General features: G+C 58.3%; 18 protein-coding genes. All 18 read right to left on the reverse strand.

Annotated elements, in window-relative coordinates; all coding sequences use genetic code 11:
* Nucleotides 1-25: 25 nt before the first annotated feature.
* The 18 genes from C1713_RS06865 to C1713_RS06950 all read right to left on the reverse strand — a co-directional run bounded on the left by C1713_RS06865 (nucleotide 26) and on the right by C1713_RS06950 (nucleotide 14,322).
* Nucleotides 26-1,357, reverse strand: coding sequence for a flagellin N-terminal helical domain-containing protein (locus C1713_RS06865; protein WP_102493422.1), 1,332 nt, complete (start codon nucleotides 1,355-1,357; stop codon nucleotides 26-28).
* 266 nt (nucleotides 1,358-1,623) lie between these two features.
* Nucleotides 1,624-1,968 (reverse strand): flagellar protein FliT, encoded by a 345-nt coding sequence (locus C1713_RS06870; protein WP_102493423.1) that lies wholly within the window; start codon nucleotides 1,966-1,968, stop codon nucleotides 1,624-1,626.
* A complete protein-coding gene (gene fliS / locus C1713_RS06875; RefSeq protein ID WP_102493424.1) occupies nucleotides 1,958-2,374 on the reverse strand; it encodes a flagellar export chaperone FliS in 417 nt (138 codons plus the stop codon). Before fliS ends, C1713_RS06870 begins: the two co-directional genes overlap by 11 nt.
* Before the next feature lie 18 nt (nucleotides 2,375-2,392).
* The gene (gene fliD / locus C1713_RS06880) at nucleotides 2,393-4,036 is read right to left on the reverse strand and encodes a flagellar filament capping protein FliD (protein WP_102493425.1); all 1,644 of its coding nucleotides are present in this window, start codon (nucleotides 4,034-4,036) and stop codon (nucleotides 2,393-2,395) included.
* A gap of 18 nt (nucleotides 4,037-4,054) precedes the next feature.
* Entirely contained in the window at nucleotides 4,055-4,480 is a 426-nt protein-coding gene (locus C1713_RS06885; protein ID WP_102493426.1) for a flagellar protein FlaG, read from the reverse strand.
* 84 nt (nucleotides 4,481-4,564) lie between these two features.
* Nucleotides 4,565-4,789, reverse strand: coding sequence for a carbon storage regulator CsrA (csrA, locus tag C1713_RS06890; RefSeq protein WP_009753750.1), 225 nt, complete (start codon nucleotides 4,787-4,789; stop codon nucleotides 4,565-4,567).
* Nucleotides 4,789-5,232 (reverse strand): flagellar assembly protein FliW, encoded by a 444-nt coding sequence (gene fliW / locus C1713_RS06895; RefSeq protein WP_050341782.1) that lies wholly within the window; start codon nucleotides 5,230-5,232, stop codon nucleotides 4,789-4,791. Before fliW ends, csrA begins: the two co-directional genes overlap by 1 nt.
* Before the next feature lie 15 nt (nucleotides 5,233-5,247).
* Nucleotides 5,248-5,835 (reverse strand): DUF6470 family protein, encoded by a 588-nt coding sequence (locus C1713_RS06900; RefSeq protein WP_050341784.1) that lies wholly within the window; start codon nucleotides 5,833-5,835, stop codon nucleotides 5,248-5,250.
* A 32-nt stretch (nucleotides 5,836-5,867) separates the two neighbouring features.
* The gene (locus C1713_RS06905) at nucleotides 5,868-7,202 is read right to left on the reverse strand and encodes a flagellin N-terminal helical domain-containing protein (protein ID WP_009753747.1); all 1,335 of its coding nucleotides are present in this window, start codon (nucleotides 7,200-7,202) and stop codon (nucleotides 5,868-5,870) included.
* A gap of 10 nt (nucleotides 7,203-7,212) precedes the next feature.
* Nucleotides 7,213-8,937, reverse strand: a complete 1,725-nt coding sequence (gene flgK, locus C1713_RS06910) for a flagellar hook-associated protein FlgK (protein ID WP_102493427.1) — start codon at nucleotides 8,935-8,937, stop codon at nucleotides 7,213-7,215.
* 47 nt (nucleotides 8,938-8,984) lie between these two features.
* On the reverse strand, nucleotides 8,985-9,476 hold the full coding sequence (locus C1713_RS06915; protein WP_009753745.1) for a hypothetical protein: 492 nt from the start codon (nucleotides 9,474-9,476) through the stop codon (nucleotides 8,985-8,987).
* 6 nt (nucleotides 9,477-9,482) lie between these two features.
* Nucleotides 9,483-9,971, reverse strand: coding sequence for a flagellar protein FlgN (locus C1713_RS06920; protein WP_102493510.1), 489 nt, complete (start codon nucleotides 9,969-9,971; stop codon nucleotides 9,483-9,485).
* An 11-nt stretch (nucleotides 9,972-9,982) separates the two neighbouring features.
* Complete coding sequence (gene flgM / locus C1713_RS06925; protein ID WP_102493511.1) at nucleotides 9,983-10,264, reverse strand: flagellar biosynthesis anti-sigma factor FlgM; 282 nt, start codon at nucleotides 10,262-10,264, stop codon at nucleotides 9,983-9,985.
* 148 nt (nucleotides 10,265-10,412) lie between these two features.
* A complete protein-coding gene (locus C1713_RS06930) occupies nucleotides 10,413-10,832 on the reverse strand; it encodes a flagellar protein (protein WP_102493428.1) in 420 nt (139 codons plus the stop codon).
* 116 nt (nucleotides 10,833-10,948) lie between these two features.
* Entirely contained in the window at nucleotides 10,949-13,072 is a 2,124-nt protein-coding gene (locus C1713_RS06935) for a heavy metal translocating P-type ATPase (protein ID WP_102493429.1), read from the reverse strand.
* On the reverse strand, nucleotides 13,060-13,731 hold the full coding sequence (locus tag C1713_RS06940) for an HMA2 domain-containing protein (RefSeq protein ID WP_102493430.1): 672 nt from the start codon (nucleotides 13,729-13,731) through the stop codon (nucleotides 13,060-13,062). The genes C1713_RS06935 and C1713_RS06940 overlap by 13 nt, the downstream gene beginning before the upstream one ends.
* Nucleotides 13,728-14,039, reverse strand: coding sequence for an HMA2 domain-containing protein (locus tag C1713_RS06945; protein ID WP_061945956.1), 312 nt, complete (start codon nucleotides 14,037-14,039; stop codon nucleotides 13,728-13,730). The genes C1713_RS06940 and C1713_RS06945 overlap by 4 nt, the downstream gene beginning before the upstream one ends.
* A gap of 82 nt (nucleotides 14,040-14,121) precedes the next feature.
* The gene (locus tag C1713_RS06950) at nucleotides 14,122-14,322 is read right to left on the reverse strand and encodes a 50S ribosomal protein L9 (RefSeq protein WP_050341801.1); all 201 of its coding nucleotides are present in this window, start codon (nucleotides 14,320-14,322) and stop codon (nucleotides 14,122-14,124) included.
* Nucleotides 14,323-14,426 lie beyond the last annotated feature (104 nt).

Raw genomic sequence — 14,426 nt, forward strand, 5'->3', positions numbered from 1 at the left:
GTTCCGTATAAATCGTCGAAACGAATTAGCGGAGGAGCGAGAGGACAGCAGAGCTGTTCTGGTTCGCCTGTGCGAGCATCGACTGAGCAGCCTGGAGAAGAACGTTGTTCTTCGTGTACTCCGTCATCTCCTTTGCCATATCCGCATCGCGAATCGTGGACTCGGAGTTCTGGACGTTCTCGGACTGCGTCGTGAGGTTCGAAGCCGTGTAGCGGAGACGCGTCTGGACAGCGCCGATGTTGGCCTGCTCGTCGAGCGCCTTCTGGAGAGCGGAGTCGATCGAGTTGATCGCTGCATTCGCCTTGTCCTGCGTCTGGACGCTGATGACAGAGCCATCCATGCCCTTCATGCCGAGTGCGAGCGAACGCATATCCGTCATGCTAACCTTGATCGCCTGGTTCGACTTTACGCCCGTCTGGAGGACAAGAGCGTTGTCCACGGACTTGTTCTCGGAGCGGATACGCTCGTTGAATGCATCGAGGCTCGTGTTCGCCGTCTTGCGGAGAGCACCCGTGTTGTCCGTGATGCCGATCGTGAATGCCGAGATCTGATAGGACGTACCAGCACCGGCAGAGTTGATCGAAAGTGCCGTCTTGTTGTCTGCCGTGTAGACACTGTTGCCGGACTTGTCGAGACCGATCCAAGCACCAGCCGTCACATTCGTGGTATCAACAAGCGCCGAGCCCTTGAGGGAGTCCGTGCCGTTGTATGCCGTCTTCGAGATGATATCCGACAGTGCATTCGTGCCGACCGAGAACGTCGTCGTGTAGGTCTTGCCCTGGCGGACATAGGAGACCGTGACGTTATCCGTCGACTGGATGTTGAGGCCTTCGTTCTGGCGGCTCTCAAGTGCCGTCAGTGCCGAGCCCCATCCAGCAGCCGTGCTCAGCGCGTTGTTCGTCAGCGTCGTGCAGGTTGCCGTGCCGATGCTGTTGCGCGAACCATCGACGAGGTACTTGCCGTTGTACGTAGCAAGCGCATTGTCGTCGATCTGGTCAACCATCTGGTTGATCTCTTTCTGGATCGTGCGACGATCCTCGTCCGTGTTCGTGTCGTTCGCAGCGTTGATGGCCTTTTCCTTCAGGGTCTTGAGGATCTCGACCGTGCTTGCGACAGCGCCCTCGGCCGTCTTCATCATGCTGTTGCCGTTCTGCGTGTTCTGCTTATCCTGATCGAGCGAACGGATCTGGACGCGCATACGCTCGGAGATGGCATAGCCCGATGCATCGTCGCCGGCATCGTTGATCTTCATGCCCGAAGAGACCTTCTGCAGGCTCTTCGCAAGAGCCGACTGGTTGCGGTTCAGGATGTTGAGCGTGTTGACCGCCGACATGTTGTTCTTAACTACCATTGCCATGTGAAAATTCCTCCCTGGTGTGTTTCCGGATGATCCGGAATCTTAACTTTTACGTGCGGACATCCATGCCCGCTATATAATATGCAAGTGACGCGTCTATCCTGGTTGGCTGCTAGCTGGCCGTCCATGGCAGCCGCACCGCTTGCGTATTACCCTGTTACATATAATATATCGTCAAAGCGGCGACATACTTAAGCGACTTTCATAAAAAATTTTACTTTTTTTATGATCGTTTGTCAAGGGTCGTTGGGAAGAGGCCCCGCACCTCAGTGACGCCGGTTGAGATAGCCGCCCACAGGGCTGCCCTCGCCCGTATCGTAGCTGTGCACGGCCGCATTGCGGCGGCGCGAGCGGTTCAGCCACGCGCGTGCCTTGTACTGAATCTGCATCTCGAGCGGACGGAGCTCCGCATCGAGTGTCGCAAAATCCGCACTGCCCCGATAGGGATCGGCAGGCAGAGCCTGCAGCATCTCGATGACCTGCCCGCGCTGATCGACGAGATCGAGGAAGGTATCGACCTCCTCCTCGTCGATGAACTTCATGAGTTCATGCGTCAACATGCGGTACTTCTCCCACAGGGAACGTGCCTCTTCGTAGGCCTTATCCGGCATAGACGCCGCTCCCTTCCGCACTCTGCGCGCCCTTCTCCTCGCGTGCCTTCTTCATCGCCTGCGCCCACGCATCGCGGAGCTCTGTGATGATGTCCGTCGCCTCCTTGATGGCGTCGAAGTTGTCATCGAGATTTCCTTCGACCAGGCGGTCGTACGCATAGTTGTAGAGCGGCATGAGCTGATGCGAGATCTCGTAGTCCATATTGAGGGTGACGCGGAACTCCGAGATGATGTTCTGTGCCTTCTGCAGCGAGGTGTTGGCCGCCTCATAGTTCTTTTCGGCGAGTGCGTCGGCCCCCTCCTTGATGAACTTCAGGCAGCCGTTGTAGAGCATGAGCGTCAGCGCCTCGGGCGTCGCCGTCATAATCTGCTGCTTCTTATAGGCCTCCGCGGCACTGTTGACCATGTGGGAATCCTCCTAGCATCACTGTCCGGAGAAGAAACCGAACTGCGAGGAGAGCTTCGAGATGGCTTCCTCCATCGCATTGTACTTCTTGTAGAGCTGATTCTCAAAGGAGCTCATGAGCTGCTTGAAGTCGCTCATCTGCTTCTCGTAGTTTTCGATGAGCTTGCCGAGTTCGCTGCGGTCGGACTTATCCGCCGTTATGCCCGCGTGGCTCTTGAGCGACTCCATGCGCTTGCCGAGGCGCTCGGCGAGACGCGTTGCAACACCGTTATCGCCGTAGTTGTCGTCGTCGTCCGTATGGGAGAAGATCTGGTTGACCGCATCCGGTTCCGCTGAGATCGCCGTGCGGAGCTTGTTCTCATCGAGCTTCAGATGTCCGCTCTGATCCTTCGAGGTGATGCCGATCGCCGCGAGGTTGTTGTAGCGTCCCGGCGCAGAGCCGACACGATTGGTCACGGCATCGCGCATATCGCTGATGATCGAGCGGAGGTAGCCGTCGCGGTAGAGCAGCCCCGACTTGGCGCGCTCATTCCACTTCTCCACCTGCTCGTGGGACATCGAGGCTTCCTGGTCCTTCGTCAGAACCTCGTAGTCGGGATACTTATTGTTGTTGTAACGCCCGTGGAGATCATCGAGCAGCTTGTTGTAGTCCTCGACGAACTTCTTGACGTTCTCGACGAGCTTCTCCTGATCCTGTGCGATCGTCACCTGTGCCGTCGTGCCGGCGGGCATTGCCTTCTTAAAGGTATAGGTGACACCGTTGACCTGCAGCTTATTCTCCTGCAGATCCGTGTAGGTGCGGCCGTCGACCTTGACGCTCGCGTTCGTTCCCTCCACCGAAAGAGTGGAGGTCGTGCCCGCCGCCGTAAACGAGAGCGGTGCGCTGATCGACCCGCCGCTGACCTGTCCGAGCTTCAGATTGTTCAGCAGCGCCGTCGTATCCGCCGCAGATCCTGCCCCCGTATCCACGGAAAGGCTGACCTTGTTGTCGCTGCCCGACTTCGTGTTCACGATGGAGAAGGCGTCGGACACGGCGTCGTAGCTCGCCGTGATGTTAAGCGCTGACTTCTTTCCGTCGCTGTCGATAAAGCGTGCATTGTTGATGCGCGTCGCGAGATCGTTGAGCGTGAGGTTCTTCGTAAAGATCTCCTCTGCCGTGAACTTGACCTCCGCCGTGCCCGTCCCGTTCGAGAGCTTGAAGCTGAGTGCCGTATCACCGTTCGCCATTCCTGCGGGCATCGTGCCGCCCGCGAAGGCAACGTCCTTCAGGGCAACGCTTGCCGGTGCCGCAGTATTCGTACGCGCCACCTTCTGCCCCGCCGCCGTCATCAGATAGGCGTTCGAGGCTGCCTGCGTGACCTCCACGGTATGCGACATCACACCGGCATTTGCATTCGCCGTTGCCGTCACCATATCCGAGAGCGAGCTCGTCGCCGTCATCGGCTTCGTCCGCGAGCTCAGGCGCATATCCGACATGCTGCTGCGGAACGTATTCACCGCGCTGTAGACATCAGCGAAGGCCTCTTTGCGCCACTCCGTCTCGACTTCCTTCTTATAGAGCCGGTCATACTTCTTCTGCTCGGACATCATGCCGACCTTGACCAGTGATTCTACATCAATCCCCGAACCCGAAAGTCCGTAGATACCTCTTGCTCCTGCCATGATTTCCTCCTTATCGCCTTACGCCGTCTTGTCCAGGAATGCGCCAAGCCAGTCGCGCACCTTGATCATGTGCTCGACCAGCGATTCCGCCGGAATCTCGCGCAAGAGCTCGCCCGTCTTCTTGTCCAGCATGCGTACCGACATGACGTTGATCTCTTTGTGATACTGGAAATTGAGGTTTACGTCGATGCGCCGCATGATCTCGTTGAGCTGCTTCGTAATATACGCCGCCTGCTCTTCGTTGATGGGCTTCTTCTTTTCATGGGCAGCGGCGGCATCGGCTTCCTGCCGTGCCTTCTCTGCAGCCGCTGCAGCTGCATTAGGAGACGCTGCCGCCTCCGTTTTCCCGTCCCCCGGCAGGGAACGCTGCGCTCCTGCGCCGTCCTGCATACTGCTGACGGCGACCGCCGCCAACATGTAATCCTGAACACTACCTACAGCCATAAGGCATCCCTCCATGTGCTACGGTGTACGCATCTCGCGCCCCCGTCTGTCCTTCCTTGGGACATGTTATTTACTGATATATTTTTATGATGAACGCGTGGGCAGCGCTTCGAGATCGATCATCTGCGGTGCTGCGGCACGCTGGTTCTCCTCCTGAATGGCGCGGTAAATCTCACCGCGATAGATCTTGACACTGCGCGGCGCATCAATGGCGATGCGCACGTTGTCCCCCTGAACCTCCACAATGTTGATGACGATATTGTCGCCGATCATGATCTGCTGTCTGGGCTTCCGTGTGAGTACGAGCATTACTTTTCCTCCTGATCCTGCGGGAAGAGCCGATGCTTCGTCGTATACGGGCTGCGGTCAAGCACGATCTGTTTTCCCTTGCGGGTTCTGGCATTGATGACAATCGGCGCGATGAGATTCGCCGTCAAGTCGCGGATGTTGCTGCCCGAGAGCGTCAGCACTGCGTAGATCAACACATCATCCGGCGAGTTGAGTGCGAGCTCGCGCTCCACATCGTCGTCAATCGTGACCTCGTAGTCCGGGAAGAACGAGTGCGGCATCGCCATCAAGAAGGCAAGATCCGGTGTCTTCACCGACTGAAGAAATGAGTATGGGCTGTCGTCCCCATAGGGAATGATGAGGAACTCGTGCTCCTTTTCAAACGCGGGAATGCCTGCTGCAAAATGGATGACGGCATCCTCAGCGACCTCAATCTCACCGAAACGGCTGGTCATAATCTTCATCGTCAGAGACTCCTGTTACGCAAGTATATCATATTTTCCTTCGCTGACCCACGCGCGGATGCTGCCCTTCTGCTGCAGATAGATCTCGATATTGCCGCGGTTGTACTCGACGCGCGCACGGCTCGTGACATTCCAGTGCGGCGTCGTGCGCCCGACGGCCGGCTCGCCGGCGACCTCGCCGACGGTGAAATGCACCTCAGGATCAGGGATTGCCTGTGCGACAAGCACGCGGTTCTGGTCAGCGATACTCATCATATCGCGGTAAATCTGCTCGATGGCTACCTGACGTCCCGGTTTTGGCCCATCCTCGGCAAGCGACCACGCCATCTGCGTGTGCTTCGAGGTCCCCTCCTGAACCCCTTCAAAGCCCCGCTCCATATTCTCGCGGGCAAAATCCGAATCGCTGGTGTAGCCATAGCTATGCCGGCTCGGATAGCTGTCAATGAAAAGCTTCGGCTGGGTCGAGCCACGATTGGAGCGTGCCGTCTGCGTCTCCTGGTCATACTGCGGCTGCTGAATGCCAGAGTCCAGTGTATTCTTCTGCGACTGTATCCCGATCATCGGGAGTGTATGACGCACATTGAGGTAGAGCATCAAGGGCATCCTTTCCCATCACTGCTTCGGTTCAGCGGCTCTTACCGCAGGTAATCCACAAGCGAAAGCGGCAAAATACGCGCACCCATCGAGAGCGACATGCTCATGACTGTCTGCTGCTGCATCATCTTCATCGCGAGCTCCGCGACGTCCGCCGACGAAACATTTGTGATATCGCGCGTGATGTTTTCCTTATAATCGGTGAGAACATCGGTCATATTCTTGTAGAGCTGGGTGCGTGCGCCCGTCTCCGTATGGGCCTGCAGCGTTACCTGGTTCGCCGCATCGGCGAGCGAGATGCCGTCCGAGCTAAGCCAATGCGGGTCGGCAGATTTCGTCTTGGCGTACACGGTCAGCATACTGTTCACCATCGCGGTCCCCGAGGGCTCGTTGCCCGAATTCTCGTCATCGAAGAGGTCACGCCCAAAGATATCGAGCCCCGTCTTGTTCACCGTGTCTGCCGTCGGTTCAACCGATCCATTTTGCTTAACCATCGAAATGTAGCGAAAATCGCCGTTGTAGGAAACGATCTGCTGGCGTACGGTCGAGAATTTCATCGTCACACCGCCCACACCGACCGACCATCCGGGATTGAGTACCTCTCCTGTATTCTTAAAATTATTCTTGATAAAGTTCGGGCCTGCGCCGCCATTCCCGATGGATGTCGCCTCGCCGGCCGCGGCAGCTTCTCCCACCGTCTTATACCCCTTGGCGAGCAGAGCCTTATACCCTTCCTGCACAAATTGCCGCGAGTAGACTGCGCCCGTCAGGGTGTTCATATAGTAGTTCTCTCCGTCACTGCCGTCGAGGGAGATCATCTGATGCAGGAAGTTTGCGCTCTTGTCATTGCTTGCGTCATTAAAGAAGGCTGCCTGCCGGTCATCGAGCGTTTTGGCAACACCGCGAAGCAGCGGCTTGTTCTCATCTGAGATGGAGAACGGTTGACGCAGATCTGCCTGCCCCGAGAAAATATAGCGGTCGCCGAGCTGTGTATTGCCGAGAGAAACGATCTGTTGGATCTCTGCTTTCATCTCACGTGCAATCGCGGGCCAGTCGCCGCCGTTCTCATCCTTATCGTCGTTCGCGCCCTGAATGGTCTTCGCCTTGAACGTCTTCTGAATGTCTTCCATCGAACTGAGGGCTGTCTGGGTTGTGTTCATCCATGAGATGCCCGCCTTGACGCTCGCCTGATAGCGGTCATTTTCGCCTTCGGAGACGTTGTAGCGCAGATAGCGCGAATAGTCCACGGAGTTGTCGGAGGGGCGATGAAGCTTCTTCCCATCGCCCTGTTCCATGAGCTTTGCTTTCGTGTAGTCCAGCTCATTCAAGTCTTTCTGATAGCGCTGCACCATGTAGTTACTGCTGATACGAATCATCGTTCATCCCCTACCTTCCGACGACACCCGTGCTGTTGATGAGGCGATCCAGGATCTCGTCCATCGACGTCAGGACACGCGAGCATGCGCCGTAGCCCGTCTGGAACTTAATCATATTCGTCAATTCTTCGTTCCAGTCTACGCCTGCCGTCGACTGCCGCCACTGGTTGATCTGCACCATGAGGTCATCCTGCTGCTTCATCTTCTTGTCGAGGTTCTCGGCATCCGCACCGAGATGGCTCATCACCGTGTTATAATATTGGTTAATCGAGACCGATCCGATCGGGCGGTCATGCGTCACAGAAAATCCTGTGAGGTTCATGATGTCTGCCGGATTCATGGTGTTTTTCACATCCATGTTAAACAGCTTGCTCAGTTCAACAGCCAGTGATCCGTCTGCTGTTCCGTTGACATTTGCAAAATCATACGTCATACCGCCGGCAGAGATCGTCGCATTCTTGATTTGACGTGCAGCGACGAGGTTCTGTCCACCCTGCGCCATAAGCTGCTCACTGACCTGCAGCTCATTGATAATCTGGATGGAGCGCAGTTCATCGGGGGTCGCGGCCGTTGCCATTGTCACTGTGGCCGACGTCGGAGGAGGTCCACCGCTTGTCGTGCGTGTGATATTTACGCCATAGGCCTCGAGCCACCTGTCGCCCGTCGTCGGATGCACATGCCATACGTAGTTCATCTGGTCGTATGTGCCCGACGGGCTGGTGAACTTATTCCGACCGAAAAAATTCAACCACGACGTCGCATCCGCATCAATCCCCGCCCCCAGCTTGTGTACGCCGTTAAACGTCGTAAGGAGCGTCGCCGAGATGTCGGCAAGATTGTCGATGTACTTCTTGTCCTGAACGATCGTATCCTGCAGTGCCCGCAGGACACCGCCCTGCGGGACATAGCCGATACCGCCCGCCTCCTTGATACGCAGCGTATAGTCGTTGATACCATAACGCACGTTGTCGATCGGCGGGCTCATCTCGATGGTGAGGTGACTGTCGCGCTGGACGAGTGTCATGCCGTTCGAGACGACGGTGTATTGGCCGTTTGCCTCCTCATAGACATTGACGTTTGTGATCTCCGAAAGCTTGTCCACAAGGAGATCGCGCTGGTCACGCAGATCATTTGCCTTGCCGCCGTTGTTCTCGGCGAGCATGATGTTCTGGTTGAGGACAGCGATCTTTTCCGCGATACTGTTTGCCTTGCCGACCTGGATGCGCATTTCATCGTACTGCGCCTTGATCTGATCCTGCAGCTGACGTGCACCCGTCTTGATGCGGTCCACGAGGTTGTTGCCCTTCGTCAGTACCGCTGTACGCGACGCTGAATCGCTCGCGTAGTCAGAGAGGTTGACCAACGCGCTGTAGAACTGCTGCATCGCGTTAAGAACGCCCGTCTCCTTTGCATCGTTAAAGACGGCCTGTGCCTTGTCGTAGTTCGTCTTGTACGTCTTATAGAGATTCTGCGTCGAGGTCTCCGACCAGAACTGCTTGTCCGCGTAGATGTTGCGTGCACGGTTCAGCGCGACGACATCGACACCGCCGCCGACGTAGACATTCCCGTAGAGGGACGGCCGCTCCTGATAGTTCGTCGCCGCCGAGTCCACGCGCTGACGTGAGTACCCCTCTGTCGAGGCGTTGGTAATGTTGTGACCGGTCGTATCAAGCGAGAGCTGATTGTTCTGGATACCCCGCACCATCGTATTGAGCCCGGCAAATGTTGACCGCATATTCCCTCACTCTTTTCCCTGTTTGGAAGTCCTGATTATTCCATCCGTTATACATCTGCGTCGAACATGGCGATCTCGCGCCGCAGTCCGACGGGCGGCCCTGCCACAGGCTGAGAGCATCCGTAGGTATCATCCGCCATCGTGCCCGAAACGACGTTGAGCTGATAGCGGATAAACTCTGCACTCTTTTCCAGCAGCTGCTCTGCCGTTCGCACGCGCTCACGCAGTCTCTCATGCCGTGTCTGCACAGCACGCATGGCACGTACTGCAGCGAAGTGCTCCCGTGGATTTGGCTCGCGTGCAACGGCGTCCGCCATGCTGTCTTCCTGCACCTCCGCGAGATACTCTTCCTGCCGCCGTGCGAGTGCACGTACCGCAGAGAGGCTCCGCTCAGCTGTCGCTGTTGCCTCGCTGATCCCCGCACCAAATGCACTGTGCTGGAGCGCGGCGACAAGCGCATCATAGGAGGCAAGTGCCTCCTCCGCGGCCGCGAGCTGCTCCTTCAGGAGCATGAGTGCCGCGCGGGTCTCATTCGTCATGGCCGTTCACGCCTCATAGTCCAGGTTCTTGCGCAGATGCCGCACCTGCTCCGTGCCGCCGCTCCCGTACACGGGATCGACCACGGCGCCGCCAATGCGTCCGAGCTGGCGGTTCACTGCCATGAGTGCCCCCTCGATGAGGAGGGCATTCCCATCGCGCAGTTCCTTCGTCTCCGCGACGACTTTGCTCAGCCTGCGACTTGCCGCAAGCACACTGCGATGTACGGCATCGCTCGGAGCGAGGAGCGCCAGCTCCTCCATATTCGTCTCGGCGCTCACGCCCGGCGTTCCCTTTGCAATGTTGGCGAGATGTGCGAGCCGATCCGTTTCAAGCCGCTCCACCGCACGCGCGAGAAAATCTTCCTCGGCGGTCAGTTTTTCGAGTGCCTCCATGTCGAGTGCGACGAGAATCTTGCGTTTCTTTTCCTGCACGGCACGGATCTTCTCATACTGACGCGAGAGCTCCTCGAGCGTCGCCGTAAATGCATTCCACATGAGCTGCTCCATCAATAGCGCATGGCGAGCATCTTTGCCGCGATCTCCGCCGAGGCCGGTGCATAGCTGCCGTTCTCGACACGTGCGGAGACCTCTGCAACGCGCTCCTTGCGGACATCGCTCATGCCGCGCAGCTGCTGCAGGATATCGCCAAAGCTCTGTGCCTCACCCGAAAGCTCGAGTGCATCCGGTGCCTGCACGGCTCCCGCCGCATCCACACGGCGCGTTCCCGCTGCCGGTGCACCGGCGTAGAGTCTGCTCACTGCTGCGATTGTCTGATTTCTGATTAACATATCGTTCACCACCTGTGTATCTCCGAACCGATCGCTGCGCGGCCTTCGCGTTCCCGCTGCGAAATGGGTTCGGAATCCTTTCACCTTCTTTATCGAAAAAAAAAGATACGTACTTAAGATTTTTTTCTTAAGTACGTATCGGGAATTCTTACCTCCCGCCGAGGGTCACATAGCCGCGGCGACCGCTGCCGCCTTCCGAGGTGGTGCGCATGCCCGAGGCACTCTGCTTGCTGACAGCTGCCTTCAGCTCATCACGCATCTCCTTCTGGCACTTATCGCAGTACTGCCCCTTCTGGATGGGCGAGCCACATTTTTCACACGGGTAAAAGAGCTCCACATTGCTCGAAAGAAACCGTCCTTCCCGGATCATTCGACGGATGACAGGCTCCTGTATGCCTGTTGCCTCAACAATCTCTGGGATCTGACTCTTCGGATGGTCACGCACGTAGTCGATGATCTCCTTCTCCCACTTCTCTTCCTTCTCGCGGCAGTCCGCGCAGATGCGGGAGTTATTGATTGAAACGAACACCTTCCCGCAGCTCGAGCAGTTCTTCATCTTTCCTGCCATCGGTCAAACTCTCCTCTCAAAACAGCGGATCGGCATATCGTAGATCCTATCTCATCTTCACATGTCATATTCTACAACAGTATGAGAGAAAAATCAACAAACAAAGATTCGGCTTTCTACTTTGTCATCTTCCGTGCAAACATACCGCCCTCGGGCGTCAGAATGCGGCAGCTGTTCAGCACCACCGCGAGCGTCGCTGTATTGTGGATCGCGGCCGCCGCGAGCGGGCTGATCGCGCCGAGTGCGCCGAGCAGCATCGCCGACGAGTTGACGAGCAGCGTCGCCTTGAAATTCTGATGCACGAGATGCATCGTCCGCCGTCCGAGGCGCAGCGCCTCCACGAGGCGGATTGGATCCTCCCCGTGAATTGTCACCGCCGAGGACTCGGCCGCAATATCCGTCTGGCGTCCGCCGAGGGAAACGCCGACATCGGCAAAGGCGAGTGCGGGCGCATCGTTGATGCCGTCGCCGACCATCATCACTGTCCCGCGCTGCTTCAGCTCGTTCACATAGCGCGATTTGTCCTCGGGCAGAATCTCCGCATGATAGGAGTCCACATCCATATCGCGCGCCACCTCTGCCGCGACCGCCTTAGAATCGCCCGTCAGCATGACGATCTCATCCACACCGCAGCGGCGCAGCTGATTCAGCGTCTTCTTCATCTTTGGACGGATGGGATCCTCAATCCCGATCACACCGATGAGGCGCGTGTCGCGCGCAACAAAGAGCACATTTTTGCCGGATGTCGACGCGGCGAGATCCTCCGGATCCGTCACGCCGTTCTCCTGCAGAAAACGGCGGCTGCCGACGCGGATCGTTCCGCCCGTAAAGCCCTCAAAATCCGGCACCTCAGCGAGCATTCCGCGCGCCACGATGGTCTTAGAGGAGCGGTGCTGCGGTGCCTGCCACGCCTTTTCCTCCACATACTTCTGGATTGCCACGGCGAGCGGATGCACGGAGTGCTCCTCAGCGGATGCCGCGAGCAGAATCATCTCCTTCTCCGTCACCCCTGATGCCGTACGGATGAACGTGATCTCTGGGATGCCGACCGTCAGTGTGCCCGTCTTGTCGAGCACGACCGTATCCGTGCGTGCCAGCGCCTCAATGTAGTTGCCGCCCTTGACGAGGATCCCGCGCTTGGCCGCTGCCGCAATCGCCGCTGACATCGCCGTCGCCGTCGAGAGCTTCAGGCCGCAGGAGAAGTCGATGAAGAGCAGGTTCAGCACACGTCCCCAATCGCGCGTCGCCCCGTAGACAATCGCCGCCCCGAGGAAGGACACGGGCACGAGATAGTTCGCCATCTGATCGGCAAAATTCTGCACGGGTGCGCGGCGCGTCTGTGCCTCCTCGACGAGGTGGACGATGTGTGCAAGCGACGTATCGCTGCCCACCTTCTCCACGGCGATCACAAGCTCGCCTGCCTCGACCACGCTGCCCGCGTAGACCGGAGTGCCCTCCTTCTTCATCGCAGGGGCAGACTCGCCCGTCACGGACGCCTGCGTCACCGCCGCATTGCCGCGCAGAACGCGGCCGTCGATGACGATTTTCTCTCCCGCGTGCACAGCGATCGTATCACCAGGGCGTACCTCCTCCACGGGCACCTTGCGTTCCATCTCGCCATTCGGTGTCTGCTCCACGAGCCAGACATCGCGTTGGCCGAGGGACAGGAGCCCTGAGATGTGCGAGCGCGCCTTTTCCGCCGCGTAGCTCGTCAGCATCTCCGCCCCGTTGCTGAGCGCGAGGAGCATGAGGCTCGACTCGGGTTTCCCCGCGAGCACCGAGGCGATCACCGCCGTCGTCGTGAGCGTATCCGCATTCGGCTGCCGATCCTCGATCAGACCGCCGATGCCCGTCTTGATGAAATTGCGCGAAATCGCGAGCACGAGCAGCGAGCGCAGTACCTTCACCGAGGCAAAGAGCTCGGGTGCACCGCGCCGCAGCAGCTCCATCGCCGCAAAGCTCGCGAGTGAGATCACTGCATCGCGGCGGAACTCCGCCAGCCGCTCCGTCGGCGTCACTGCCTTCTCTGCCGCCGCGCGCACGGCACGCTCTGCCGCTGTGAGGACGCGCGCCGTCGGGAGCGTCCCCACATGCCAGAGATCCACGTATTTCTCATGAGCGGATACCGCCACCACTGCAGGGAAGCGGCGCAGGCGCGCTGCGAGCTGCTGTGCATCCTCGCGCGGCAATGCCGCCGAGAGACGGATCCGCTTGTGCATCACTCGTGTCATACCTTCCATCCCCTCATCAGCGACAGCGCCCACCAGAGCATCTGCGAGCCCGAGGGCGTATTATTGGAAATCACCAGCTGACGTATGCCGCGCATAATGAAAATCCCGGCGACAAGCGAACTCAGATCGAGGGCTCCGCCCGTATTCCGCTGGATCCATGCACTGAGCGACTCCACCGAGCGGCGCACGCTCTTCGCGAGCGTCGCAGGCGGCTGCACCTTGCCCTCGGCAAAAATCGCGCACAACCCCTCCGCCAAAACGAGGACATGCGCCTCATCCTCGGGCGCATAGATGAGCAGAATGCTGCCTGACACGGTATTCGTGCGCACGGCACGGATGAACGGCAGGCGCAGGAGGCGATCCTCCAGCACCCGGGCAAAGGCTTCCGTCAGATACGGCGTACGATAGCGGCGCCGTCCCGGCGAGGCGTGGACACAGGAAAAGGCCGCCGTCGGCACCGCGCAGGAAACCGGCATGGCAGACGGCGCCTCCGTGCGCGCCAGCACATGTGGATGTGTTCCATGTGAGCGCTCCGATGCGGCGAACAGTCCGCCGCCCAGTCCATGCAGGATATTGCCCTCAGCAGGGCGCCCCCCTGTGCCGAGAATCATCTGACGCGCCATATTCGCCAGTGATGCGCCGAGCATCAGTCCGGACAGATACGTCATGATGCCCGCCTCCTCGCATGCGTGCGCATATAGTCCTCCACGCGGCGCAGCTCTGCATTCGCACGCAGACGCTCCGGCTCATACGTGATGAGAATCGATCCTGTTGCAATATTGGTATCCACACACTCGATCTCGGCGAGTGCGTTCAGCCGCTCATGCACCTGCTGTTCGAGTGAAGCATTGTTCACGAGCTGCTTGCTGTAGAGACGCACGCGTCCCGGCATATAGGAAGCGACATCCGTCGAGCGGATGAACAGATCCATCGCCGAGTGCGGAATCGCATTCTTGATCGTATCGAAAATACTCATTGAAACCCCCTTCTCTTTATCCATATTTGTCGAAAAAGGGCTGCGCGCAGAGATGCGCAGCAGCCCCCGTGGCGTGGAAAACTTACTTCTCCGATGCAGCCTGTGCCGCGATCAGATCCTCGAGCTCCTCCTTCTGACGCTGGAGCTCAGCGAGCGAGAGATCCGCCGTGCCGGCCTCGAGTGCCGCCAGCTGCTGCGTGCGCTCCTGCATGAAACGATAGCCAAAGATACCGGCAACAGCACCAACTGCAAGGCCAATCCAAAAATCCGTCTTCGAGAACATCGTGTCTCCTCCTTTTCCATATCGCTTTCCCGCGTCTGCCGAGACCTCCTCTGCAGCCCGTCGAAAGCTCCTTTATCCTCCTTGGCGCCTTGTCCCGCCATAGG

It is taken from the genome of Centipeda felix, from assembly GCF_900186465.1.
GTDB classification, from domain to species: domain Bacteria; phylum Bacillota; class Negativicutes; order Selenomonadales; family Selenomonadaceae; genus Centipeda; species Centipeda felix.